Genomic DNA, 23158 nt, shown 5'->3' on the forward strand with positions numbered 1-23158 from the left:
CCAAAAAACTCAAGACTTTCCTATGACGCCCACATTGTCCAGACCGTGTGTCATGATCCGAAACTGGGGAAAACGCTCCGCGAGAACCGCCGCGAGCTTTTTGGCATCATCCGCATAGGCCAGATTGAAGAAGGTCGAGCCGCTGCCCGAGAGGGTGCTCATCAAGGCCCCGTGGTCCAATGCGGTCTTCTGCACTTCGAAAAGCTCGGGCATCATCCGCATCCGGCGCTCCTGATGGATCTTGTCCTTGGCAGCGATACGCAGCAGGTCCCAGGATTCGCTCATAAAGAGCGCCGTCATATAGGCGGCCCGGGAGAGGGAGTAGACCACCTCTTCCTTGGTATACATCTTGGGCAGGACGTTGCGGGAGCGGTTGGTGGAGATGGTCCGGTCGGGCACCACCAAAACAGCACGCAGGTAGGAAGGCAGACGCCGCTTCTTGCTGTAGACCCGCTCCCCCTCCAGGCAGGCGACGTTGAAGCCCCCCATCACCGCAGGAGTGATGTTGTCCGGGTGGTGTTCGTAGCGCAGAGCGGTATTGAGGATTTTGCGTTTGTTGTATTTGACCCCCGCGGCGAGATGGGCCGCGGTGATGGCGGAGACGATCACGGCCGAGGAGCTCCCCAGCCCCCGGGAGATGGGGATTCGGTTGGTAAATTCGAAACGGAAAGTGGCCCGTTTCCCGTCGGTGAGTTTCCGGTATTGCTCGTGAAAGATATGAAGAAAAAGGGAATTCTTTTTGATCTTGGGGTTGTCGGCGCCCTCCCCTTTGGTCGAGACACTGTGAAAGCGGGCGGGTTTGATGACGATCTCATTACGCAGATCGATGGCCAGGCCCAGGGTATCGAAACCCGGGCCCAGGTTGGCACTCGTGGCGGGGACGCTGATAAACACTTCGGACCTTTTAGACGGCAGGCAGTCGATAATCTGGCCGGTTCCCCGGCTCCCGCTCCAGCGCATCCAATGTGGATGGGAACGAGAACTCCTGCGCAATAGTTTCCTCGAGAGGTTGCGTAATTATAGTCTCTTTTTCTTTGACGAAATAGAGCCGGCCCATCGCTTTGAGGGGCCGTCCGTCGTTAAGGGCAAAAGCGCTGACGGCACCGAAGGGGATCCCCCGAAGGAGATGGAGCGTCTCCAAAGCGATGTAGGTGAGCTTGATCCCCATCTGGCTTCCGGGGCCGTTGACATAGAGGATCTCATCGAGCCCGCTTTCGAGTCGGCGTTCCAATTCGGGAAGGAGGAGTTCCGAAGCGTAGCCTTCCCGTTCCCACTGCTCTTTGAGCTCGTTCCCCTCGTAGAGGGCGAACTGCAAAGGAGAAGAGATGGGGTTGATGACCAGGGTGCGTTTAGGCAAAGCACCGCTCATAGTGGGGACTGCGGATCTGCTCGAGGGCGACGATCTCATAGTTTTGCGCATCGGCCAGGAGCTTGAGCGTGAGCTTGTGGTTGAGATCGTGGCTTCCGGCGAATGCAGTGTAGCGGCCCAGGAGGTTGTGGCCCGTGACCATCATATCTCCCATCGCATCGAGGATCTTGTGGCGGACGAACTCATCGGGGTAGCGCAGCCCCTCGGGGTTGAGGACCTTGTGCTCATCCAGGCCGATGGCATTCTGGAGGCTGGCACCCAGAGCGAGGTTCTGGCTCTGGAGATACTGTATGTCCCGGGCGAAGCCGAAGGTCCGGGCCCGGGCGATCTCCTCCATATAATTGGCCAAGGTGAAATCGAAATAGAGACGCTGCCGACCGATCGCCGGGTGGGGGAAGTCGATGGTGAAGTCGAATTCGATCCTGTCAGAGGGTTCCAGCCGGGCAAACTTGTCTCCGTCACGAACCTCTACGGGACGCTTGATCTTCAAAAAGGGCTTGGGACGCTCCAGGGATCGGATCCCCGCCTCCTGGATCAAGAGGCAGAAGGAGACGGCACTGCCGTCCATAATGGGCATTTCGTTGCCCTCCAACACGACCCGCAGATTGTCGATGCCGTGGGCGTAGAGCGCGGAGAGGAAATGTTCGATGGTGGAGATGTAGCCCTCAGGCGTACCGATCACCGTCGCCATCCGGGTATCGATCACCGCTTCGGGTGAAAGGGGGATGCTCCGCCCCAGCTCGCTGCGATAGAAAATGATCCCGCTGTCGGCATCGAGCGGTTCGATCCGCAAACGGACCGAATCCCCTTTGTGCAAACCGATCCCGACGACCTCCGTCGGCTCTGCTATTGTGCGCTGGAGCATGACTTCCTTTCAGGCTGCTTGAATGATCGCAGCATTATCTGAGCTAATTATAGCCAAAGTCAGATTTTAGTGGGTAGTGGGATAGCGGGTAGATAATGAGCGATTAAGAATTGAATTAGGAACTGAGTGGCAGGTAATCCCTTATACATCCCCAACGAGAACGTTGGGAACGAGGTGAAACTGAACAATAAAGTTCCTCAACGCTCAACTCTCAGCACTCATCGCTCCCAATGACCGAAATCACTTCTTCCCGATGATCCGGTCTGCTTCCCTGAAGACTCCGTCGATATGGCTTTTGATCCAATTCTGCTTCATCCAATCCATCGGCCACACCTCGACTCCCTGGACCAGGATGCCGAAGTGGAGGTGATCTCCTAGCGCCAGGCCCGTCTTGCCCGTGCGGGCGATCACCTGGCCGGCACGCACGTGCTCCCCTTCGCTGACGAGGACGGAAGAGCAATGCCCGTAGAGGGTGTAGAGGCCGAAGCCGTGATCGAGGATCGGCATATTGCCGTAGATGCCATTGAAACCGGCGAAGACCACCGTGGCGGGATTGGAGCTGATGATGGGGGCGTGGCGGGTACTGGCCAGATCGTACCCCAGGTGCCAGGAGCGGGAGACTTCCCGATTCCGATCACGGTAATAGTAGTGGCGCTCATCCCCGAAATCGGCGACACGCTTGGCACTCTTGAGAGGATAGAAAGCCCGCAGTCTCCAACGGGAGAAATCCACCGCCGTGGGTTTGGAGGTATAGTGATGGATCAAAGCTTCGTTCTTTTGCCGAAGATCCTCGTTGACCGCTTTGAAACGCTTGAGCGGATCGCTCAAGGCGGCGATTTCCGGATCGAGACGGGCAATCTCGGCGATCTTCCCCTGCAGGAAACGGTCACTGAGTTTGATCCAGGAGACCCGATAGCTCCGGTCGATCCGTTCGAAACCGATGGGCTGCTCGGTCCGGTTGCCCGCCTGATCCACCGCCACGATCGTGGGAGCGAAGATCTCATCACGGAAGGGCCAGGCCAGCAAAGTGGCCCAATACCCTTTTGCCCGATAGGGAAGGACCTGGAACTCTTTTTTGCCCACCTGGACGTAGACCCGCTTGAGATGGGCATCCGTGGCTCGGAAGACCACCAGGCCGCTGCCGCCGCGGACCACACTGGGGCTGTGGGCCACCACACCCACCCGGGGAGGCTGGGTATCGACGACGACCCGGGCGGTCGCGACGGCACGATTGCCCCGCCCAAGGTTCCAGAGGCTTCGATCGTTTACTTCGATCTTCAGAGCCCAGTGCCCCTTGCTCAGATCGAGGCCGGTCGATTTTGGGAGGGTGATCTGAAGCGTCTCCTGGCGAAGAGGACGGTCAAACTGCCCGGAAGCCACCGTCAAAGAGCGGGAGCCGTCGCTGAGGATCGCTTCGTAACTTCCCAAGCCCTGATTGTCTCGGATCGGGACCCGAATCGTCTGCCCCGGTGCCCAGAAAAATCGGGGCTTCAGTGAAATCTCCGGAGGGATACGTTCGAATTTGGGGGAGAGGTAAATATAGGCGGCCCCTCCGGCAATCAGCAAAAGCAGTAAAATCCACAGCCAGGCCCGGCTCTTCTTTCTGCGCCGCCCGTAAACATAGTTTCTTCTCATAGTTCTTTCAGGACTCCTTCTTCCTTGATCTTTTTGAGTAGGGCTTCGACCAATTCCTTGGTCGAAAGCCGATCGGTCTCAAACCCGGCCGCTACCGTATGGCCGCCTCCGCCAAAGGCCTGGGCGATCCGCATCACATCCGCCCCTTTGGAACGGAGAGAGACTTTGCGGTCTTGGGGACGTTCCACGATCAGGATCGCGATTTCCACCGTCACCAGGGAACGGGCATAATCCACGATACCGTCCAGGTCATCATAGCGTGCCCCCGTCGCTTCCAGATCCTCCCGGGTAATAGTCATCACCGCCACCCGGCCGTCCAGATGGAGCTCCAAAGACTCCAGGGCCCTCCCCAGGATTCGCAGAGAGGCCAGAGAGCGTCGCTGGAGCATCTGCTGGGCCACTTTGCCGGGATCGACCCCGAGGTGGATCAGCTCCCTGGCCACTTCGAAGGTCTCATCACTGACATTGGCCGTGGTGAAATAGCGTGTATCGGAGATAAGCGCGGCATAGAAGGCTTCGGCACTCTCTGCGGGAATCTCGAAAAAGGGTTCGAAGAAGCGATAGGCCACTTCGGAACTGCTCACCCCCTCTTGGCGGACCAGGTTGAGGGTCCCGAAGCGGGTGTTGCTGGGGTGATGGTCGATATTGACGATCTTCCTGCCTTCCAGATCGAAACCCAGACGGTCGAGGCTGCCGCAGTCACAGCTGATCACCAGGGAGTCTTCGTAATCCATCTTATGTTTGATCTTCCCGAATCCCGGGAGAAAGTCGAGATAACGGGGCAGCTCTTTGGTGGCATTGGCCACCTCCACACGATGCCCCGCCTTTTTGAGCATCCAATAGACCCCCAGGGAAGTGCCCAGAGCGTCGGCATCGGGATGGATATGAGAGAGCACTGAGATAGAGCGATGGGCTGCCGCCAAAGCGAGGAACTCTTCACGCTCCTTCGGCGTAAACTCCAGGGCGGAACGGGAAGCGCTCACATCCCGACCTTCATCGAGAGATCGGGCCATACCGCCTGATGGATAATGCTGCCCGAGCTCACCGCATCCACGCCGGTCTCGGCAACGGAACGGATCGTCTTGAGGGTGATGTTGCCGCTGGCTTCCAGCAGGACGTGGGGGAAGTGCTCGTTTCGCAGCGCCACCACTTCGCGAATCTGCTCGGGCGTCATATTGTCGCACATCACGATATCGGCTCCCGCTTCCATCGCCCGGCGGCTCATCTCCAGATCTTCGCATTCGATCTCGATCTTGGCGGTAAAAGGGATTTGGCGGCGGACCCGCTTCATAAACCCTTCCAGATCCTCGATGGCCCGAAGGTGGGTATCCTTGAGCATCAGGCAGTCATCCAACCCCATCCGATGGTTCTGCCCCCCGCCGCAGCGCACAGCATACTTTTCAAAAGCCCGCAGTCCGGGACGGGTCTTGCGGGTGTCGAGGAGGACGCACTCCGTCCCCTCCATCGCCGCCACGTAGCGGGCGGTCAGGGTGGCGATCCCGCTGGCGTGCAGAGCCATATCGAGGATAGAACGCTCCAGGGCAAGCAGATCTCTGGCATCTCCCCACAACACCAGGAGCCGATCACCGGGGGCGAAGGATTCTCCATCTTCGCGCATCCACTCCAGCTTAAGCGGATAGAGCTCCCCGAAAACATCAATATACTCCCGTCCGGCGAAAACTCCCTCGCTCTTGGCCACGATCACCGCCGAAATCTCTTTGGATTCGCTGATCCGGGCGAAGAGGTCTCCCCGCCCCAGATCCTCTTCGACCGCCCGGCGGACGAACTCCTCTTTCAGACGCTGCTCGACGGTCATTTGATCTCCAGCATACGTTCGAGGGCCAGGCGGGCGTAGTGCACCGTCTCCCCATCGACGTGGATCTCGTTCAGCGGCTGCCCCTCCTCGATGGACTTGAGAGTCCGGTAGAGATCCTCGAGGGTGGTTTCGTTCATCGTGGGGCACTCCGGTTTGGTGGAGGAGAGGACATAAGTGTTCTTCGGGCGCATCCGGTGGACCAGGTTGTACTCGGTCCCCACCGCCACCTTCTGCTCGGGGTCCAGTTCGTTGACGTATTTGATGAGCTGGGAAGTAGAGCCGACGAAATCGGCCGCCTGGACCACTTTGGGGTCACACTCGGGATGGACGGCGATCTTAATACCCGGGTATTTGCGGCGGTAGAAGTTCACATCGTCCACGGTAAAGAGCTGGTGCACGGAGCAAAATCCGTTGAAGCAGAGCACATCCGCCTCTTTGGGGTCGCACCCCTCTTCGCCCACCACGCAGGATTTGAGCCCCATCATATTGGCCACATTCTGCCCCAGGCAGCGGTCGGGGACGAAGAGAATCTTCTTGCCGCTCTCCAGCCCCTTTTCGATGATCCTGACGGCGTTGGAGCTGGTGCAGACCAGGCCGCCCATCTTGCCTACCTTGGCTTTGACGGTGGCGTCGGAGTTGATGTAGGTGATGGGCAGCAGATCCTCCCGGCTCACCCCGCCCTTCTCGATCGTTTCGACCGTCTCCTCGTAATAGCTGCTGTCGATCATCCGCGCCATCGCACAGCAGGCGACCTTGGGCATCAGGACCCGCTTCTCGGGGGCAATCACCTTCACGCTCTGCCCCATAAATCCTACGCCGCAGAAGACTACCCAGGGGTTATCGTCCGCCTTGCATTTGCGGGCCAGCTCCAGGCTGTCTCCGGTAATGTCCGCCATCTCGAAGACCTCGTCCCGCTGGTAATAGTGGGCCACCACAGTGACCGGCAACTCTTTTTTCAGGCGCTCGATCTCGGCGCGATAATCGATACTCATTCTCTGGACCACCTTTTAAAAAAGTAATAAATAAGCGAATAGGGGAAATTATACAATAGTCGTCGGTCGTTGGTCGTTAGTCGTTGGTAATGTGTAGAACTCAACAGCACACAATTCCCATTTTATCGTCCTGATGATCAAAGAGACTCCTTGTAAATGGGATATTTTCTCTTCTCTGACGACCAACGACCGACGACCGACGACCAATTTCCGATAAAATACCGGCAACACTTTACATATACAAAGGTCATTATTAAAATGGAACTGCTCAGTAATCTAAACATCCAGCTCTATCTCGCCGCCTATCTGATCGGCAGTATCCCCTTCGGCTACCTCCTGGCCAAAAATTTTGCCGGAGTGGATGTCAAACAGGAGGGCAGCGGCAACATCGGAGCCACCAACGTCCTTCGGGTCCTCAAGCAGCGGGACCCGGCTTTGGCCAAGAAACTGGGAGCCGCCACCCTCTTCCTCGATGCGATCAAAGGGGTTGTAATCCTCCTCATCGCCAAGATGCTGGGGGCTTCCCCCTCCACCCTCTGGACCATCGCCGTCCTGGCGGTCTGGGGGCACTGTTTCAGTATCTTCCTCGGCTTCGACGGAGGCAAGGGAGTCGCCACGGGCTTCGGGGTGCTGCTCTTCCTGCTCCCCATCCCGACCCTGATCGCTCTGGCCGCCTGGGCCGTCGCCGCCAAGACCCTCAAAATCTCTTCCCTCTCTTCCCTGATCGCCCTGGCCGCGCTGATGATCGCCTCCTATCTCCTTTATCCCGAAGGGGTCCCCGGCATCGGCACCCACGCCCCGGTCTGGATCATCGCTCTGACGGTGCTCTATAAGCACATTCCCAACCTCATCCGCCTCTTCAACAAAGAGGAGGCCCCCGTCGCATGAAGATCGAGATCCGAGAGTTTCGCCTCGAAGCGATCATCGGCATCCTCCCCGAAGAGCGGCACACCCCCCAGGCACTGATTGTGGACCTGGAGGCCGAGTACTCCTACGCAGCTCAGGGTTTTCTCGACTACGCTCAGCTATGTGAACTGATCCGACACATCCTTCTGGAGGGAAAATTCAGCCTCCTCGAAGAGGCCCTCCTGGTCCTCAAAGAGCGGATCTTCGAGAATTATCCCCATATCGATTATCTCTTCCTACGCCTCAGCAAACCGGATATCCTCTCCGATTGCCGCGTTGCCGTAAGCGAAAGCTGGAGCTCCGTCACATCTGCTCACTCAGAAGGATCGGAGATCTGAAGGAAATCAGCCTCAACCCACCGGGAGTTTGACCAAAACGGCAAAAAAAAGACTACAATTTCGTTATGGTCAATCGAAACATCATCACTCTCGGCTTCGTCAGCTTCTTTACCGATATGGCCAGCGCTATGGTCACGTCGGTGCTCCCCATTTTCATCGTCTATATCCTCGATCAGGGGGTGGACAAGCTGGGCTTTGTCGTCGCCGTCGCCACCTTTGTCTCCTACGCTTTCCGGATCCTCTTCGGCTACCTGAGCGATCGACTGCAGATCGTCAAACCCTTCGTCGTGGCCGGCTACCTCATCTCGGCCGTAACCAAACCGATGCTGGCACTCGCCCACAGTTGGCAGGATGTAGCCGCGCTGCGGGGCCTGGAGCGGGTGGGCAAGGCGGTCCGTGCCGCCACCAAAGACAGCCTCATCTCCGCCTACAGCGAAGGAAAAAGCGGCCGGAGCTTCGGTTTTCACAAGATGATGGATGTCGCCGGGGAGATGAGCGGGGCGCTGATCGCCTTCGCCCTGCTTTATTGGGTAGGAAAAAGTGAAGCGGTCTTTAGGGAACTCTTCGCCTGGACCCTCCTGCCGGGTGTGCTGGCGGTGATCCTGGTGATCTTTTTCGTCAAGGACGTGCCCTACAAAAAGAAAGAAAAGAAGCCCTTCGACTGGAAGGCTGATAAAAAGTTACTCCCTGTTTTGTTCCTCTATTTTCTCTTCATCTTTTTCCTCTTCAGCGACAGTTTCTTCATCGTCAAAGCCAAAGAGGCCGGAATCGGGATCGAATTCATCCCTCTCCTGATGGTGCTTTACAATTTCACCCAGACGACGCTTAGCTACTTCTTCGGTGTCCAGATCGACCGCTACTCTCCCCACCGCGTACTGGGCGTCGCTATGGGCTTCGGGATCGCCGCGATGGGCGCCCTCTATTTCGACCGGGTGATCGTCGGATTCATTCTGCTGGGCATTTTCACCGTTGCCGGGCTCAACGCGATTCGTGCGCTCATCAGCGACGAAGCGGTCAACAAAGGGACGGTCTACGGGATCTTTTACGGCGGCGTCGCCCTCTTCGGAGCGGCGGGAGCTTCGGTCATCGGATTGATCTGGAAACATTTAGGAGAAGAGCAAGCCATCCTCTTCTCCCTCATCGGACTGAGTCTCGTCTGGATCCTCTATCTTCTGAATGAACTCAGGGCACAACGAAGTAACCGAGTAATGAGTAATCGAGTAACCGAGTAACTAGGAATTTTTTTCCGCTGCCTCATTCCTCATTCCTCATTCCTCATTCCTCATTCCTCATTCCTCATTCCTCATTCCTCATTCCTCATTCCTCATTCCTCATTCCTCATTCCTTCCGTTTTCTCCCCTCAAGCCCTTCCCTCCGGATATTTTTGTGCTATAATTAAAAAAATCTTAAACTTAACAAAGGCTGAATCGATGCGAATTCTGATCATCGAAGATGAAGTGACCCTGAGCAAAACCCTGGCCGAAGGACTCAAAGAGTGCGGCTACCAAAACGATGTTGCCGAGAGTCTGGCCGACGGACGCTACTATCTGGATATCCGTAACTACGACCTCATCCTGCTGGATTGGATGCTGCCCGACGGCAACGGAGTGGACCTGATCCCCGAAATCAAAGAGAAACGGCCCAAAACCGCCGTCATCGTCCTCTCAGCCCGGGACGACAAAGAGAGTGAGATCGAAGCGCTCAGGGCCGGTGCCGACGATTACATCAAAAAACCCTTCGATTTCGACATTCTGCTTATGCGGATCGAAGCCAAACTCCGCTTCGGGGGCAGCAACATCATCGAGATCGAAGACTTGATCATCAATCCCGAAGAAGAGAAGATCATCTACAAAGGTGAAACCATCGAACTCAAAGGTAAACCCTTCGAAGTGCTGACCCATCTGGCGATGCACAAAGACCAGATCGTCTCCAAAGAGCAACTCCTCGACGCCATCTGGGAAGAGCCTGAGCTGGTCACACCCAACGTCATCGAAGTCGCCATCAACCAGATCCGCCAAAAGATGGACAAACCCCTGGGGATTGTCACCATTGAAACCGTCCGACGGCGGGGATATCGGTTTTGCTTTCCTCAAAAAGCCTAAGACTCAATTTCCTCATCAAGCTCACCGCCTCGATGGTGGTGCTGCTGATCTTTTTTTCCCTGATTCTTTCCACCTACATCAACTACGGCGTGGAGACAAGCCTGCGCTCCTCTTTGATCAAGCAGGCCAACTATCTCTTCGCCAAATACCCCAACCTGGAAGAGGCGATCCAAAAGCAGGACCCTCTGCTGCGGCAAACCCTGAAGATCAACGCAAAAATCGTTTCACTGCCCGGGGGGAGCTATAAACCTCGCCACTTTCGGCAGATCCGGAAGGGAAACCGGACCTATCTCGAAGGTTATTTCCCCTACCGTTTTCAGCAGCAGCTCTATCTCGTCCTTAGCAGAGATATCACCTTGCAAAAACGCCTTCAAAACCAGGTCTTTCAAGCCATTATCTTTATGAATATCCTGGCGATGGGGCTGATCATCCTCTACGCCTTTTTCCTCTCCAAAATGCTCCTGTCTCCCATCCGCTACTTTTCCCAGAAACTGGAGAAGATGAACGAAAACATCCTCGAACCGCTGGATCTCGAGAAGATCCCTTTGGAATTCCGCCCTCTGGGGCAATCCATCAACAAACTCATCACCCGGATCAAGAGTTTTCTCCTCTATAAAAAAGAGCTCTTCGTCGGCACCGCCCACGAGCTCAAAACCCCCCTGGCCGTCATCAAAACCCGCAGCCAGGTCACTTTGATGAAACGTTCCAAATCCCAGGAAAGCCTGGAGCAGACAATCCGGGAAAACGTCTCCACCGTCGACGATATGAACCGGATCATCAGTGCCATCCTGGAGTTCGGTCGGGCCGAAGGGGCCCAGTTCGAGCCGCCCGTAACCCTGGACCTGATGGAATTCCTGCATAAAAAAGCCGAAGAGTACGCCCTTCTAGCCGAGGCCTCCGGAAAGACGCTACGCTACCGACTCACCCCCAAACAGCTCAAAGGGCGTTTCCAGCCGCTGCTGCTGACACAGATTCTCCAAAACCTTGTTCAGAATGCCCTGCGTTTCACTCCCGAAGGGGGGACGGTACGATTCTTCTCCTATCTTAAAGAGAATCATCTCGTCATCAAAATCCGTGACGAAGGTCCGGGGATCGACGAGTCAGTGGACCTCTTCGCCCCCTTCAAGCGCTCGCAGGACTCTCCGGGAGCGGGGCTCGGGCTTTTCCTGGTCAAGAGCGCCGCCGATGCCCTGGGGGCGGAAGTGCGGCTCCAAAACCGCCGTGACGGCCGGGGAACCGTAGCGACATTGATCCTACCGTTGGAAAATCTCGACTCCTGATCCTTTGGCATCCTTGGCTTAAGCTTCCATAGGCTATAACTCGGAATCAAAAACGGATGGTGCCCATCGTGTGCCATCCGTTGAAATTTCCTACGAGGATAGAATATGGCTCTTATGATTACCGATGAATGCATCGCCTGCGACGCCTGCCGCGAAGAGTGCCCCAGCGAAGCGATCGAGGAGAACGATCCCATCTACATCATTGATCCCGACCGCTGCACCGAGTGTGTCGGCTTTTTCGACGAGCCTCAGTGCATCGCCGTCTGTCCGGTCGACTGCATCGTTCCCGATCCCGACAATGTCGAGAGCGTCGAAGAGTTGAAATTCAAATACGAGAAGCTCCAGGAGGAGCTCTAAACCCCGATGCCCAAGCGCATCGCCGTCATCGACATCGGCTCCAACTCCGCCCGGTTGGTGATCTTCCAACGCACCAGCCGATACGGTTTCCATCTCATCCTCCAGCAAAAAAGCCGGGTCCGCATCGGCGAGGGGGCTTACGAGCACGGCGGGCACCTGCAGCCCGTCGGGATCCGCCGGGCCTTCGGTGCCCTCCACTCCTTTAGCCACACCCTCAAAGAGTACAAAGTCCACAAAGTCCACTGCGTCGCCACCTCCGCTCTGCGCGACGCTCCCAACCGCTCCCAATTCCTGGCCCTGGTCCGGAAACGCTTGGGGCTGAAGATCAAAGTGATCGACGGACTCAAAGAGGCCCGTTACGGCGCCGTTGCCGCGCTCAATCTGCTCCCGGTCGAAGAGGGGATCACCGTGGACATCGGCGGGGGATCGACCGATATGGCCCTGATCCAAAAAGGCAAGATCGTCGAAACCGTCTCTCTCGACCTCGGAACGGTCAGGATCAAGGAGCTCTTCACCGACAAGGGGCTCAGCCCTGCAGAGGCCCGCAAATACATCCGTGAGCGCCTCGCCGCCCTGCCCGAACACTTCCGCTCCTCCCTGGCCATTGGGATCGGGGGGACCGCCCGGGCCCTGGCCCGCGGTATTATGCTGCGCAACGACTACCCCTTCGACAAGATCCACGCCTTCTCCTACAGCTTCAAAAAGGAGAAGGATTACCTCAAAAAGCTGATCGAATCGCCCATCGATCGGCTGGGGGACCTGATGATCAAAAAGAACCGCTTCGACACTATCCGCGAAGGCGCCCATATCTTCCTAGAGGTCCTCAGACACCTGGAGGCCAAAGAGGTACTCACCAGCGGGGTAGGCGTGCGGGAGGGAGTCTTCCTGAGCGATCTGCTGCGCCGCGACGGCCTGCGCTTTCCCCGGGGGATCAATCCCAGCATCCGCAGCATCAAAGACCGCTTCGATCTGCTCAAACTCCCCGAGGGCAACAAACATCAGATCGGCAGACGCCTCTTCGAAGCGATCCGTGAGCGCTATGAGAGCCGGGAAGAGGACCTGAGCCTGCTCAACCACGCGCTGAGCCTCTCCAATATCGGCAAGATGCTGACCATCTACAAAGAGCATCAGCACGCCTTCTACATCGCGATGCAGGAGCTCAACTTCGGCTTCACCCACTCCCAGATGCTCACCATCGCCCTGCTGATGCGCTCCAAGGGGGATTCGCTCTACTACAAACCCCTCTACCGGCGCTATAAATCCCTCCTGCCCTCCAAGGAAGTGATCAAATGGCTCAGCTTCGCCTATACCCTGACCCTGATCCTCTATGAAAACTCCTCAGAAGCCAAAATCAGCTTCTCCTGGAAAGACAACACCCTCCAAATCCACAGCGACCGTCCCCTCTACCTCGCCCACGAAGAGATCGAATCCCTCAAAACCCCCAAAGGGGTAAGGATCGAATTGCTTGACGGATGGGACGAACTCGTAATTAGTAACTAGCAACCGAGTAATGAGTAACCGAGTAACCGAATAATGGGGAATTGTTTTCTCGCTCCCACGTTGCACGTGGGAGTGCAGCATAGAGTGAAGTATGGGTTCCTACGTGCAACCTGGGAACCAGAACAAAAAACTCTCAACTCTCAGCGCTCAGCACTTAGCCATCTGTAAAAAAGTCCTTTTTAAAGCCTATATTACCGAAGTTCTGAAAGGTTTTTAGCAACCCGAAAAACCGCTTTAGCTCAATTATTCCAATGCCCTATGCCCAATGCCTCAATGCCACAGATCCAATTCCTACCTCATGACCAATGACCAATTTTCTTGCGACCTGAGGGGCGAAGCCCCGTGCCAGCGACTTGCGACTGAAATCTATTCCCAATCCTCCGGAATCCTCTTCTCTCTCGCCAGTTTGGCGAAGTGCTCCAGCTCGTGATGGCGCAAGATACGGATGATGTTGGTGGTGCCAGGTACGCCCGGGGGGTCTCCGGCGGTGACGACGTAGTTGCTCTCTTTTTTGAGTATCCCCTCCTCCAAGCCGCGGCGGATGATATCGATCATCATCTTCCGGGCGCTCTCCGCTTTGGAGCGGAAGGCGGGGATCACCCCCCAGACCAGCGTGAGTTTGCGGGCGATCTCCTCGGAATGGGTCACGGCGTAGATGGGTTGGCGGGGGCGGTAGCGTGAAAGTTTTCGCGCCGACTGGCCGGAGCTGGTGATCGCCAGGATCGCCTCCGCCTCGATATTCTCCACGAGGTTCACCGCCGATTCGTCGATCACATCCATTTCGTCATTGTAGGCGAATTCGTGGATTTTGAAATAGGGATAAACCTTTTCCGCCTCTTTGATCGTGGCACTCATCGTCGCCACCGCCTCCACCGGATACTCCCCGATAGCACTCTCCTCAGAAAGCATCAGAGCATCCGAACCGTCAAGCACCGCATTGGCCACATCGCTGATCTCGGCACGGGTCGCCCGCTCGGAATGGGTCATACTCAGGAGCATCTGGGTCGCGGTGATGACCGGTTTGGCGGCTTCATTGGCTTTGCGGATCAGCATCTTTTGCACTTCGGGGACCCGGTAGTAGGGGATCTCGATCCCCAGATCCCCCCGAGCTACCATCAGGCCGTCGCTCTCCTCGAGAATGGCGTCGATATTCTCCACCGCGTCGAATTTCTCGATCTTGGCGATGAGATCCTGCCGGCCACCCAGGGACTCCACCAGAGCCCGCACCCGCACCATATCCTCCGCCTTCTGGACGAAAGAGATCGCCATAAAATCGACGCCGTGCTCCACACCCCAGGCGATATCTTTGCGGTCTTTGTCGGTCAGGACATCCAAATCGAGACGGGTATTGGGAAAATTCACCCCTTTTCGCGAAGAGAGCATCCCGCCGCTGATCACTTCGGCGATGATGTGTTCGCCGGTTTCCACGACCCGGGCACAGATGATGCCGTCATAAAGATAGATCAGCTCTCCGGGCTTGAGTTTGTCCAGGAGTTCCGGGTGGTTGAGGCTCACCACCAGATGATGGGGTTCCACGAAATCTCCCACGATCTCTTCACGGACAAACTCGATCTTGTCCCCGATTTCGAGAAAAACATCTTTTTTGAGTTTGCCGATGCGGACCTTGGGGCCGCTGATGTCCTGCAGCACCCCCACATAGATCCCCTGTTGACGCGACGCCTCCCGGATCATCTCCAGGCTCTCGAGATGATAGGCGTGATCGCCGTGACTGAAATTGAGTCTAAAGAGGTTCACCCCTGCCTGGAGCATCTCCTTGAGTCGCTCCACCGAATGGCAGGCGGGCCCGACCGTCGCCAGGATTTTGCAATGTTTTTTCATCCTTCTCCTCCTTGGAAGATCGACAAAGTATACCCGAAGCAAACCGGCGAAGTGTAACAGGAAACCGATCTCAAAAGACTGGCGAAATCCTCCCCTGCACTCCATACTCCCGGGAGAGGTGATAAGCCCAGGCAAGCATCAGAATAGAGACGACGATTGTGAAAAGGAAAAAGAGCGATCTCCTGCCTCCGGCGAGATAACCGCCGATGATTCCCAGGATCAAGCCGGTGATATGAGCGCTAAGATCGATGCCGGGAACGAGTAGATCGAAGATCAGGTTGATCGCCAGAATGGCTCCGAACTCTCTGACGAAAGCACGGTAAGAGGCTCCAAAACGCTCCCGGTGAAAGAACATAAAGCCGCCCAGAGCTCCGAAGAGCCCGAAGATGGCGCCGCTGGCACCGATGATCACCGTCTCTGGATGGAGGGTCATCGAAACCAGGAAGCCCCCGATTCCCGAAAGAAAATAGAGGATCAGATAATCGAGCAGAGGGAAATAGAGTTCCACGATCCGCCCGACGATATAGAGGGAAATCATATTCAAAGCCAAATGCTCCGGACCGCCGTGGAGAAAGAGCCCGCTAAGAAGGCGCCACCACTCTCCCCCCTCCAGAACCGCGGGGGCGTAAACCCCGCCGCAGGCAATCAGAGAAGAAACAGGAATATCGCTCCAGCTACCCCCACAGATCAGCTCGGCTACATATCCCAGCAGGGAGAGGAGGATCAATCCCCAGGTCAGAGGGAAGCGGGCCGGCGAAGACATCTCAGACCTGGTGGATCGCCGCAGGGAAAACCACCCCGTCTATATCGAACCGAGCCATCGTTTCGATCCCCCGCTCATCCTTTATCAGAACCAAAACTTTGGTATCGAAAAGATATTCATTGGCGATTTTCTGAGTCACGATTGCTTGTTCAAATTGGCAAAAGACATAGTCGGCCCCCAGAGCATTGGCCAACAACGCTTCTTTGACCGAGTTGATCGCGGGAGCGAAACTCAGGCCGTTCTTTCGGCAATGCTTCGCCAGCTCGATGGAGGCACTCAGAGGCTCCAGAAGCAGGATATCCTCCGGTCCGGTCTTGGCGATATCGTCCAGGCTGAAGACTTTTACAAAGCGGGGGCTCTCTATCCAGGGGTGTCCGAAAATCAACATAACTACTCCTTCAGAAGAAATCTAATGTTTTGAAGGGAGGCACTCTGCCGAGCAGTAGTATTTCCCCTTGAAGAGAATCGCTTCTCTCTTCACGACATAGGTAGAGCACTTGCTGCACTCCACCAGCTCTTCTCCCGACTCCACCGGATCTTTCCCCTTTGCCTTGGCAGAAGATCCGCTTCCGCTTTTGGGTAGGATCCTTCCTCCTGTCAGGCGGTAGAGGCCGTAGAGGATCGCGCCGATGATCAGCAGTTTCAACCACATCGAGGGTCACGCTTAGACATCGGCCAGGGTTCGGGCGGCGGGATAGGCTTCGAGACGCTCGACGGGAATGGGTTTCCCTGTCTTTTCGCAGATCCCGTAGGTCCCCTCAGCGATCCGCTTCAAAGCCGCATTGACCTCTTCGAGTTGGGCTTTTAGATCATCGAGAAGTTTCTGATCGATGGCATTTTCGGCATCGATCTCGGAAATGTCCCCCCGATCCTCCGCCTCACTGGCCGCGACATCCAATGCCTGGGTATCGTTGGATACCGCGTCGATCTCACGCAGAAGCCGTTCGCGCTCTTCTTCCAACAGTTTTTTGAAATGTTCCAAATCAAGATCGTTTCTTTTCATCTATATCGTCCTTTACAAGGTGTGTTTTATGAATGATAACACGTTTGCCTAAGCGGCGGGCTGGAGGTAGAGGTAGCGTCGCGGCGGTCGCTCGATGATCTCCGCTTTCAGAGTCTCGGGCAATTCGGCGATCTCCTCTTCGACCCGGGTCCCTTTGTAAAAGAGGTACCGGGTCCGCTCGTCACTCAGATGACGTGTCAACTCCAGCAAAAGCCCCGTATCGGTCACCGCCCGGGACGAGATGAGCCCGAAAGGTTCATGCTGTAGATCCTCCACCCGCTTGCGGGCCACCTCCACCCTCTCCAACCCCATCTCCAATGCCGCGATCCGCAAAAAGGAAGCCCTCTTTTTCAAGGGTTCACAAAGCACCGTAGGGATTTCAGGCCAGGCTGCCGCCAACACCAGGCCCGGAAATCCCGCTCCCGTGCCAACGTCCAGGAGCGAATCGGGCTTCGATACAAAACTCAGAGGAACAAGGGAATCGAGAATATTCGCTTCGATCTCCCTACGATCCCTGGCTCCGGTGAGATTATGGACCCGGTTCCACTCCAGCAACAGCTCCGTAAAATGCTCCAGCCGCTCCAGAACTCTCTCATCCAGCTCCAAACCGACTTTCACAAGCCCTACCCTCAGACTCTCACTCCCCACTCACGAATCCTCTCTCAATCCAAAATCCAAAATCTTCCCATTCTTCTATTTTCAATTATTCGGTTACTCGGTTACTCATCATCAAATCTTCCATCATAAAAGATGTCCCATCTGCTCTTTTTTAGTCCGCAGATATTTTTCATTGTAGGGATTGGGTTCGATGATCAGCGGAACCCGTTCCAGGATCTCCACACCCTTCAGGGATTCGATCTTTCTGGGGTTGTTGGTCAGTAGACGCATTTGCCTGATCCTGAAATGCTCCAGGATCGTTTCGACGATCTCATAGGTCCGTTCATCGGCGGCGAAGCCCAGCTGATGATTGGCCGCCACGGTATCGAGACCCTGATCCTGGAGGGCATAGGCGTTGACTTTGTTGAGCAGGCCGATATTGCGCCCCTCCTGCCGATGATAGATGAGCATACCCCCCTCTTCGGCGATCTGTTTCAACGCTGCCTGGAGCTGTTCACCGCAATCGCACTTGAGCGATCCCAGGGCATCTCCGGTCAAGCACTCGGAGTGGACCCGCACCAGGGGGATCGACGGGAGCGGATCGGTAAAGAGGGCCAAATGCTCCTTGTCCCCTTCCCGGAATGCCTGGATTTTAAATGTTCCGTGCCGTGTCGGCAAGGTCGCAATCTGTGAAATATCGATTTTTTTCATGGGGGCATTATACCCCAAGCCTCCCCAGAGACAAAAACGAGTAAAATTCACTAAAAAGCGCGAAAGGATGCTTCATGTTCACCCGATTCAGACGACGCCGTCTCTCCCCCGCCCTGCGGGATCTGCTCCAGGAGACCCATCTGAGCACCGACGATTTCATCTACCCTCTCTTCATCCGAAGCGGTGAAGGGATCCGCAACGAAGTGGCTTCTATGCCCGGAGTGTACCAGCTGAGCATCGATGAAGCGATCCGGGAGTGCGAAGAGCTCAAGCACCTCGGCCTCAAAGCGGTGATCCTCTTCGGCATCCCCGACGTCAAAGACAGCGTGGGCTCCGACGCCCTCTGCGAGCACGGCATCATCGCCAGCGCCCTCCGGGCCCTCAAGAGCGCCCATCCCGACCTCTTCATCATTACCGATCTCTGCTTCTGCGAATATACCGACCACGGCCACTGCGGCATCCTCGACCCGGTCCTCGAAACCGTAGACAACGATGCGACGTTGGTCAACCTGGGCAGACAGGCGGTGATCCACGCCAAAGCCGGTGCGGATATGATCGCCCCCAGCGGAATGATGGACGGGATGATCACTGCCATCCGCGAAGCACTGGACGGAGCGGGCTACGAGCATCTGCCCATTATGAGCTACTCGACCAAATTCGCCAGCGCCTGGTACGGCCCCTTCCGGGATGTGGCCGAGAGCGCTCCGAGCTTCGGAGACCGACGCAGCTACCAGATGAACCCCGCCAACCGCCGCGAAGCGATCCTGGAGAGCCTGGAAGATGAGAAAGAGGGCGCCGATATCCTGATGGTCAAGCCGGGCCTGGCCTATCTGGACATCCTCCGTGACATTCGCGAAGCGAGCCGTCTGCCTCTGGCCGTCTACAATGTCAGCGGCGAATACTCTATGCTCAAGATGGCCGCCAAAGCCGGGGTCATCGACTATGAACGGGTGATGATGGAGACCCTGCTCGGCTTCAAGCGTGCCGGAGCCGACCTCATCATCAGCTACCATGCCAAAGAGGCAGCGGCACTATTGAAATAGATGGAAAATTGAAGATGGAGGATGGAAGATGATGGATTTTAGATTTTGGATTTTGGATTAAAGGAATAGTGAGTCATTGGGCGACAAAACTTCTCAACGCTCAGCACTCAATACTTAACACTTAGCACATAACACGTAACACAAAAAACTCTTGCGACGTGAGGGGCAAAGCCCCGTGCCTGCGACTTGCGACCCTCAAAGAAAGGACCATAAAATGAGCGCCAAAGAGTACATTGACGATGTCCTGAAATTCATCCGGGAGTGCTCTCCCGGACAGAATGAGTTCTACCAGGCGGCGACGGAAGTCTTCGAGAGCCTCACCCCCCTTCTCGAAGAGGAGGAGAAGTATCGCGATTACGCCATCCTCGAACGGATCGTCCAACCCGAGCGCACCATCATCTTCCGGGTTACCTGGATCGACGACGCGGGGAAGATTCAAACCAATCTGGGCTACCGGGTCCAGTTTAATTCGACCCTGGGGCCCTACAAAGGAGGATTGCGTTTCCACCCCACCGTCAATCTGGGAATCATCAAGTTCCTGGGCTTCGAGCAGATCTTCAAAAACGCCCTCACCGGCCTGGGGATCGGCGGCGGCAAGGGAGGGAGCAACTTCGACCCCAAGGGCAAAAGCGACGCCGAAGTCAACCGCTTTTGCCAAGCTTTTATGAACGAACTCTACCGCCACATTGGGACCACCCGGGACGTCCCCGCGGGAGATATCGGGGTCGGCGCCCGTGAGATCGGCTATCTCTTCGGACAATACAAACTCCTCACCGCCTCCTTCGAAGGGGCGATGACCGGCAAAGGGGTCGGCTGGGGCGGTTCCTTCGGCCGCAGGGAAGCGACCGGATACGGCTCGGTCTATTTCGCCGAGCACATTCTCAACAGTCACGGTGACGAGCTCAAAGGCAAAACCTGCTGTGTCTCGGGAGCGGGAAACGTGGCAATCTACACCATCGAAAAGCTCAAAAGCATGGGGGCGACCCCCGTCACCTGCTCCGACAGCCGGGGAACGATCCATCATCCCAAAGGGATCGACGTCAAAACCCTCAAAGCGATCAAAGAAGTGAGCCGGGAATCGCTGGAGAAGTATGCCCAGCTCCACCCCGACGCCACCTACATTCCGATCCACAAATACCCCGAGGGGGGCCACGCCGTCTGGTCGATCCCCTGTGACGTCGCCTTCCCCAGTGCGACCCAGAATGAGTTGACCCTCGTGGATGCCAAAAATCTGGTCAAAAACGGTTGCAAACTGGTCAACGAGGGGGCCAACATGCCCACCACTCCCGACGCCCTGGAGTATCTGCGCAAACACGGAGTGCTCTTCGGCCCCGCCAAAGCGGCCAACGCCGGCGGTGTCGCCGTCAGTCAGCTGGAGATGGCCCAAAACGCCTCGATGCAGCGCTGGAGTTTCGCCGAAGTGGATACCAAACTCTTCGGGATTATGAAAAGCATCTTTGAGACAGCCGACGAAACCGCCCGGGAATTCGGCCACGAAGGAGACCTGCTCATGGGAGCCAACATCGCCGGCTTCCGCCGGGTCGCCGACGCGATGATCGACGAGGGAGCGGTCTAAGCCCCGCTTCTTCCCATCCCCCTGTCACGACGAGAACTTCATTACCTCTTTTGCTTTGTTCCCAACAAATACTTACGATACAATATTAGGAGTTAATTGTTATTTACTTTTAATATAAATCTGTATAAATGATTGGCTGGCTGAAAAATGTTTCCCGTGAAAAAGCGACTCTTCTCCTTTTCTCTCAATAATAAAAGAGATTGGATCCATAATCTCTGTTTGGCACTGCTTTATTACGCCGGAGGAAAATTCAGTTTCGCTTTTTTCTACCAGGACAAGATCGTCACCCTCACCGCTTTTCTGCCGGAGGGCTTGGCCCTGGCGGCGGTCCTGATCTACGGACCGCGGATTCTTCCCGGTATTTTCCTCGGGCAATTCGCTCTCGCCCTCGACTCGGGACTCCATTTATCCGCTTCTTTGGGTGTCGCGCTGGTCAACAGCGCCGAAGCACTCCTGGCTTACCTCCTTGCCGAACGCTGGAAACTGGATATCCATCTGAGACGCCTGAAAGATATTCTGATCCTCATCGGGATGATTCTCTTCATTCTCCAGCCCTTCAGTGCACTGTTGGGCAACGGGGTCCTCTATCTCACCGGGGAGAGCAGCAACCGCTACTTTCACCTCGACCTCTTTTACTGGTGGTTCGGCAACTCCGTCGGGCAACTGCTTCTGACGCCGCTTCTGCTGATGATCTACACCCTTCGCCCCCGTCCCAAAGTCCTGGAGATCTTTCTCGTCGCAGGAGTGGCGGCAGGATTGAACTTCGTTTTACAAACAGCTATGGGGATCGAGAGCCCAGCCCTGCTTTTGCTGATCATCCTCCCGCTTCTTCTCGGCCTCAGTGCCGTGAACCTGCCCTACGCCCTGACGGCTGCTCTCGCCTTCAATCTAAGCAGCCTGATACTGATCCACTATGGCCGAGGCGTCTTCGCCGGGGCATCTGGGCTCGGCAACACTCTTTTCGACCTGGATCTCTTCATCTTCAGTACAACCATCCTCATTCTGATCTTCGGAACCGTTTTTCGCGAGAGACAGGAAGCGGTCAGAGAGCTTCAGATCGCCTATTTCGATCCCCTCACCGGAACATTGGATCGGCGGCATCTCGAGACGAAAATCACCCAATGCTTCCAGGATATGCAAATCCATCAGACTCTTTTCGCCCTCTGCTATCTGGATCTCGACCATTTCAAATCGATCAACGATACCTATGGCCACGCTATCGGGGATCTGGTCCTCAAAGAAGTCACCCATCGTATCAAACACAATCTGAGGGAATATGACGAGTTGATCCGTCTCGGCGGAGATGAATTTATCCTCCTGATCACTCGTCTGCAACACATCGACCAGTTGCATAAAGTCCTGGACCGAATACTCAAAGCCCTCTCCAAGCCTTTCTACATCAAAGGTTTCCGCTGCATAGTCACCGCCAGTATCGGCGCGGTGTTCGTCACACCCGAAATCCACAATACCGATGAGCTCCTGAACATTGCGGATATGGCTATGTATCAGGCCAAAAAAGAGGGAAGGAACCGTTACTTCATCGCTCAGATAAGCTCCGGAGAGTCCAACGGTCCATCACCATCCCCTGCAGCCATGCAGCTCCCAGGGTCAGAAGTGTCAAAACAATCGTGAAATCGAGCCCGAAATAGGCCACCATCATCGGCAGAAGCGGCACCTTGATCGCCCGGGCATAGAAAAAAGCGGCCACCAGGCCGTCGCGCATCCCGTGCCGGCGCAGATCCTCGATCAGGGGATACCAGGCATACATCGGGCCATGGCTCAGCACCCCGGCCCCCAAAGCGATGAGCCATCCCCGCCAACCGCTCTCTTCCCCCAGGTGCCGTGCCAGAGCCTTGGGGTTCAGCCAGGTATTGATAAGGGCTGCGAGAAAAACCGCTACCGCCAGAATAGGCAGGAGCATTTTCAGAATGTGGCCTGTCTTCTGCAGCGCCGGCCCTACCCCCGGACTCCCCGCCAGCCAAAGTAACAGATAGAGCAGAACCACTCCGCCCAGGAGTCTCAATCCCCTCCAGCGAAATTTCCTTCGCTTTTCGCTCATCGCCAAAGCTCCAGAATCCAAACCGTCATCACCGAAACCAGCAACGTCGAAATGAAAGCCAAAAGATTACGCCGGATCGTAAAGCCAAGCCCCAGGACTTCCGCCTCCATCGGCAGCTGCACCACTCCCAGAGTCACCCAGGCCAAGATGAATGCGGTCACCGCATAGAGGCTCACCCCCTGCTTCAGGAGTTCCCCGCCCAGAATGTAGCTCACGACCGCCTGCCCTACCGCGATCATCCCTGCCAAAGTCCCCGCCAGGGTATCATGCACCGCGTTGCCGTCGAAGACCGAAGCGAACATCTCCTGGGTGATGTAACTTTGAAAAAGCCCCACCAACCCCACGATCGCCAGGATCATCGGAAGCATAGAGATCATAGAGATTGCGGCACCCCTGAGCATCCTAGT

Annotated in this window: 26 protein-coding genes; 10 read left to right on the top strand and 16 right to left on the bottom strand. The window is 56.1% G+C overall.

What is annotated here, in order from left to right; genetic code table 11:
- Positions 1-9: 9 nt before the first annotated feature.
- From thrB to nadA, 7 genes are all read right to left on the bottom strand, one after another.
- The gene (gene thrB / locus NITSA_RS09565) at positions 10-894 is read right to left on the bottom strand and encodes a homoserine kinase (RefSeq protein ID WP_013554828.1); all 885 of its coding nucleotides are present in this window, start codon (positions 892-894) and stop codon (positions 10-12) included.
- 10 nt (positions 895-904) lie between these two features.
- Positions 905-1357: a hypothetical protein gene (locus NITSA_RS09570; RefSeq protein ID WP_052296622.1), complete on the bottom strand. Its 453-nt coding sequence runs from the start codon at positions 1355-1357 to the stop codon at positions 905-907.
- Positions 1350-2234, bottom strand: a complete 885-nt coding sequence (gene lpxC / locus NITSA_RS09575; RefSeq protein ID WP_013554830.1) for a UDP-3-O-acyl-N-acetylglucosamine deacetylase — start codon at positions 2232-2234, stop codon at positions 1350-1352. The genes NITSA_RS09570 and lpxC overlap by 8 nt, the downstream gene beginning before the upstream one ends.
- A 240-nt stretch (positions 2235-2474) precedes the next feature.
- Positions 2475-3869: a M23 family metallopeptidase gene (locus NITSA_RS09580; RefSeq protein ID WP_013554831.1), complete on the bottom strand. Its 1395-nt coding sequence runs from the start codon at positions 3867-3869 to the stop codon at positions 2475-2477.
- Positions 3866-4882 (bottom strand): DHH family phosphoesterase, encoded by a 1017-nt coding sequence (locus tag NITSA_RS09585; protein ID WP_148224977.1) that lies wholly within the window; start codon positions 4880-4882, stop codon positions 3866-3868. Before NITSA_RS09585 ends, NITSA_RS09580 begins: the two co-directional genes overlap by 4 nt.
- Entirely contained in the window at positions 4849-5685 is an 837-nt protein-coding gene (nadC, locus tag NITSA_RS09590; RefSeq protein ID WP_013554833.1) for a carboxylating nicotinate-nucleotide diphosphorylase, read from the bottom strand. The genes NITSA_RS09585 and nadC overlap by 34 nt, the downstream gene beginning before the upstream one ends.
- Positions 5682-6677, bottom strand: a complete 996-nt coding sequence (nadA, locus tag NITSA_RS09595; protein WP_013554834.1) for a quinolinate synthase NadA — start codon at positions 6675-6677, stop codon at positions 5682-5684. Before nadA ends, nadC begins: the two co-directional genes overlap by 4 nt.
- 258 nt (positions 6678-6935) lie before the next feature.
- Between nadA and plsY the strand changes: the two genes are divergently transcribed.
- From plsY to NITSA_RS09630, 7 genes are all read left to right on the top strand, one after another.
- Complete coding sequence (gene plsY, locus NITSA_RS09600; RefSeq protein WP_013554835.1) at positions 6936-7565, top strand: glycerol-3-phosphate 1-O-acyltransferase PlsY; 630 nt, start codon at positions 6936-6938, stop codon at positions 7563-7565.
- Positions 7562-7921: a dihydroneopterin aldolase gene (locus NITSA_RS09605; RefSeq protein ID WP_013554836.1), complete on the top strand. Its 360-nt coding sequence runs from the start codon at positions 7562-7564 to the stop codon at positions 7919-7921. Before plsY ends, NITSA_RS09605 begins: the two co-directional genes overlap by 4 nt.
- 65 nt (positions 7922-7986) lie before the next feature.
- Positions 7987-9153, top strand: coding sequence for an MFS transporter (locus NITSA_RS09610; RefSeq protein ID WP_013554837.1), 1167 nt, complete (start codon positions 7987-7989; stop codon positions 9151-9153).
- A gap of 198 nt (positions 9154-9351) precedes the next feature.
- Positions 9352-10023 (top strand): homeostatic response regulator transcription factor HsrA, encoded by a 672-nt coding sequence (hsrA, locus tag NITSA_RS09615; RefSeq protein WP_013554838.1) that lies wholly within the window; start codon positions 9352-9354, stop codon positions 10021-10023.
- Complete coding sequence (locus NITSA_RS09620; protein ID WP_013554839.1) at positions 10002-11303, top strand: sensor histidine kinase; 1302 nt, start codon at positions 10002-10004, stop codon at positions 11301-11303. The genes hsrA and NITSA_RS09620 overlap by 22 nt, the downstream gene beginning before the upstream one ends.
- 105 nt (positions 11304-11408) lie before the next feature.
- A complete protein-coding gene (locus NITSA_RS09625; protein WP_013554840.1) occupies positions 11409-11660 on the top strand; it encodes a YfhL family 4Fe-4S dicluster ferredoxin in 252 nt (83 codons plus the stop codon).
- Between the two features lie 6 nt (positions 11661-11666).
- Positions 11667-13160: a Ppx/GppA phosphatase family protein gene (locus tag NITSA_RS09630; RefSeq protein WP_013554841.1), complete on the top strand. Its 1494-nt coding sequence runs from the start codon at positions 11667-11669 to the stop codon at positions 13158-13160.
- 366 nt (positions 13161-13526) lie between these two features.
- On the opposite strand, the gene pyk is transcribed toward NITSA_RS09630, so the two are convergent.
- From pyk to ribA, 7 genes are all read right to left on the bottom strand, one after another.
- Positions 13527-14999 carry a pyruvate kinase gene (pyk, locus tag NITSA_RS09635; RefSeq protein ID WP_013554842.1) on the bottom strand — a complete coding sequence of 491 codons (1473 nt, stop codon included), beginning with the start codon at positions 14997-14999 and terminating at the stop codon, positions 13527-13529.
- Positions 15000-15069: 70 nt separating this feature from the next.
- Positions 15070-15762, bottom strand: a complete 693-nt coding sequence (locus NITSA_RS09640) for a rhomboid family intramembrane serine protease (protein WP_013554843.1) — start codon at positions 15760-15762, stop codon at positions 15070-15072.
- A gap of 1 nt (position 15763) precedes the next feature.
- Positions 15764-16150, bottom strand: coding sequence for a hypothetical protein (locus tag NITSA_RS09645; RefSeq protein ID WP_013554844.1), 387 nt, complete (start codon positions 16148-16150; stop codon positions 15764-15766).
- Between the two features lie 21 nt (positions 16151-16171).
- The gene (locus NITSA_RS09650) at positions 16172-16414 is read right to left on the bottom strand and encodes a PP0621 family protein (protein WP_013554845.1); all 243 of its coding nucleotides are present in this window, start codon (positions 16412-16414) and stop codon (positions 16172-16174) included.
- Positions 16415-16426: 12 nt separating this feature from the next.
- Positions 16427-16765: a TraR/DksA family transcriptional regulator gene (locus tag NITSA_RS09655; RefSeq protein WP_013554846.1), complete on the bottom strand. Its 339-nt coding sequence runs from the start codon at positions 16763-16765 to the stop codon at positions 16427-16429.
- 48 nt (positions 16766-16813) lie between these two features.
- Entirely contained in the window at positions 16814-17413 is a 600-nt protein-coding gene (rsmG, locus tag NITSA_RS09660) for a 16S rRNA (guanine(527)-N(7))-methyltransferase RsmG (RefSeq protein WP_013554847.1), read from the bottom strand.
- Positions 17414-17506: 93 nt separating this feature from the next.
- Positions 17507-18073 carry a GTP cyclohydrolase II gene (ribA, locus tag NITSA_RS09665; RefSeq protein WP_013554848.1) on the bottom strand — a complete coding sequence of 189 codons (567 nt, stop codon included), beginning with the start codon at positions 18071-18073 and terminating at the stop codon, positions 17507-17509.
- A gap of 74 nt (positions 18074-18147) precedes the next feature.
- Here ribA and hemB point away from each other — a divergent pair, with 74 nt between their 5' ends.
- From hemB to NITSA_RS09680, 3 genes are all read left to right on the top strand, one after another.
- Positions 18148-19116, top strand: a complete 969-nt coding sequence (gene hemB / locus NITSA_RS09670) for a porphobilinogen synthase (protein WP_013554849.1) — start codon at positions 18148-18150, stop codon at positions 19114-19116.
- A gap of 214 nt (positions 19117-19330) precedes the next feature.
- On the top strand, positions 19331-20692 hold the full coding sequence (gene gdhA, locus NITSA_RS09675; RefSeq protein ID WP_013554850.1) for an NADP-specific glutamate dehydrogenase: 1362 nt from the start codon (positions 19331-19333) through the stop codon (positions 20690-20692).
- Positions 20693-20911: 219 nt separating this feature from the next.
- Complete coding sequence (locus NITSA_RS09680; RefSeq protein ID WP_169308543.1) at positions 20912-22324, top strand: diguanylate cyclase domain-containing protein; 1413 nt, start codon at positions 20912-20914, stop codon at positions 22322-22324.
- On the opposite strand, the gene NITSA_RS11195 is transcribed toward NITSA_RS09680, so the two are convergent.
- Together NITSA_RS11195 and NITSA_RS09685 are read right to left on the bottom strand one after the other, a co-directional pair.
- On the bottom strand, positions 22230-22751 hold the full coding sequence (locus tag NITSA_RS11195) for a permease (protein ID WP_013554852.1): 522 nt from the start codon (positions 22749-22751) through the stop codon (positions 22230-22232). The genes NITSA_RS09680 and NITSA_RS11195 overlap by 95 nt on opposite strands.
- Positions 22748-23128 carry a permease gene (locus tag NITSA_RS09685; RefSeq protein WP_245526299.1) on the bottom strand — a complete coding sequence of 127 codons (381 nt, stop codon included), beginning with the start codon at positions 23126-23128 and terminating at the stop codon, positions 22748-22750. Before NITSA_RS09685 ends, NITSA_RS11195 begins: the two co-directional genes overlap by 4 nt.
- Positions 23129-23158 lie beyond the last annotated feature (30 nt).

This window comes from Nitratifractor salsuginis DSM 16511 (genome assembly GCF_000186245.1).
Taxonomy (GTDB): Bacteria; Campylobacterota; Campylobacteria; order Campylobacterales; family Sulfurovaceae; genus Nitratifractor; species Nitratifractor salsuginis.

What these genes read in the sequence shown, in the direction of transcription:
- nadC (WP_013554833.1), bottom strand. Translation starts at nt 5,685, where the DNA reads ATGACCGTCGAGCAGCGTCTGAAAGAGGAGTTCGTCCGCCGGGCGGTC.
- NITSA_RS09625 (WP_013554840.1), top strand. Translation starts at nt 11,409, where the DNA reads ATGGCTCTTATGATTACCGATGAATGCATCGCCTGCGACGCCTGCCGC.
- gdhA (WP_013554850.1), top strand. Translation starts at nt 19,331, where the DNA reads ATGAGCGCCAAAGAGTACATTGACGATGTCCTGAAATTCATCCGGGAG.
- lpxC (WP_013554830.1), bottom strand. Translation starts at nt 2,234, where the DNA reads ATGCTCCAGCGCACAATAGCAGAGCCGACGGAGGTCGTCGGGATCGGT.
- NITSA_RS09580 (WP_013554831.1), bottom strand. Translation starts at nt 3,869, where the DNA reads ATGAGAAGAAACTATGTTTACGGGCGGCGCAGAAAGAAGAGCCGGGCC.
- hemB (WP_013554849.1), top strand. Translation starts at nt 18,148, where the DNA reads ATGTTCACCCGATTCAGACGACGCCGTCTCTCCCCCGCCCTGCGGGAT.
- nadA (WP_013554834.1), bottom strand. Translation starts at nt 6,677, where the DNA reads ATGAGTATCGATTATCGCGCCGAGATCGAGCGCCTGAAAAAAGAGTTG.
- hsrA (WP_013554838.1), top strand. Translation starts at nt 9,352, where the DNA reads ATGCGAATTCTGATCATCGAAGATGAAGTGACCCTGAGCAAAACCCTG.
- NITSA_RS09610 (WP_013554837.1), top strand. Translation starts at nt 7,987, where the DNA reads ATGGTCAATCGAAACATCATCACTCTCGGCTTCGTCAGCTTCTTTACC.
- NITSA_RS09685 (WP_245526299.1), bottom strand. Translation starts at nt 23,128, where the DNA reads ATGATCTCTATGCTTCCGATGATCCTGGCGATCGTGGGGTTGGTGGGG.
- ribA (WP_013554848.1), bottom strand. Translation starts at nt 18,073, where the DNA reads ATGAAAAAAATCGATATTTCACAGATTGCGACCTTGCCGACACGGCAC.
- NITSA_RS09645 (WP_013554844.1), bottom strand. Translation starts at nt 16,150, where the DNA reads ATGTTGATTTTCGGACACCCCTGGATAGAGAGCCCCCGCTTTGTAAAA.
- NITSA_RS09585 (WP_148224977.1), bottom strand. Translation starts at nt 4,882, where the DNA reads ATGGCCCGATCTCTCGATGAAGGTCGGGATGTGAGCGCTTCCCGTTCC.
- NITSA_RS11195 (WP_013554852.1), bottom strand. Translation starts at nt 22,751, where the DNA reads ATGAGCGAAAAGCGAAGGAAATTTCGCTGGAGGGGATTGAGACTCCTG.
- NITSA_RS09650 (WP_013554845.1), bottom strand. Translation starts at nt 16,414, where the DNA reads ATGTGGTTGAAACTGCTGATCATCGGCGCGATCCTCTACGGCCTCTAC.
- NITSA_RS09655 (WP_013554846.1), bottom strand. Translation starts at nt 16,765, where the DNA reads ATGAAAAGAAACGATCTTGATTTGGAACATTTCAAAAAACTGTTGGAA.
- NITSA_RS09630 (WP_013554841.1), top strand. Translation starts at nt 11,667, where the DNA reads ATGCCCAAGCGCATCGCCGTCATCGACATCGGCTCCAACTCCGCCCGG.
- NITSA_RS09640 (WP_013554843.1), bottom strand. Translation starts at nt 15,762, where the DNA reads ATGTCTTCGCCGGCCCGCTTCCCTCTGACCTGGGGATTGATCCTCCTC.
- pyk (WP_013554842.1), bottom strand. Translation starts at nt 14,999, where the DNA reads ATGAAAAAACATTGCAAAATCCTGGCGACGGTCGGGCCCGCCTGCCAT.
- NITSA_RS09605 (WP_013554836.1), top strand. Translation starts at nt 7,562, where the DNA reads ATGAAGATCGAGATCCGAGAGTTTCGCCTCGAAGCGATCATCGGCATC.
- plsY (WP_013554835.1), top strand. Translation starts at nt 6,936, where the DNA reads ATGGAACTGCTCAGTAATCTAAACATCCAGCTCTATCTCGCCGCCTAT.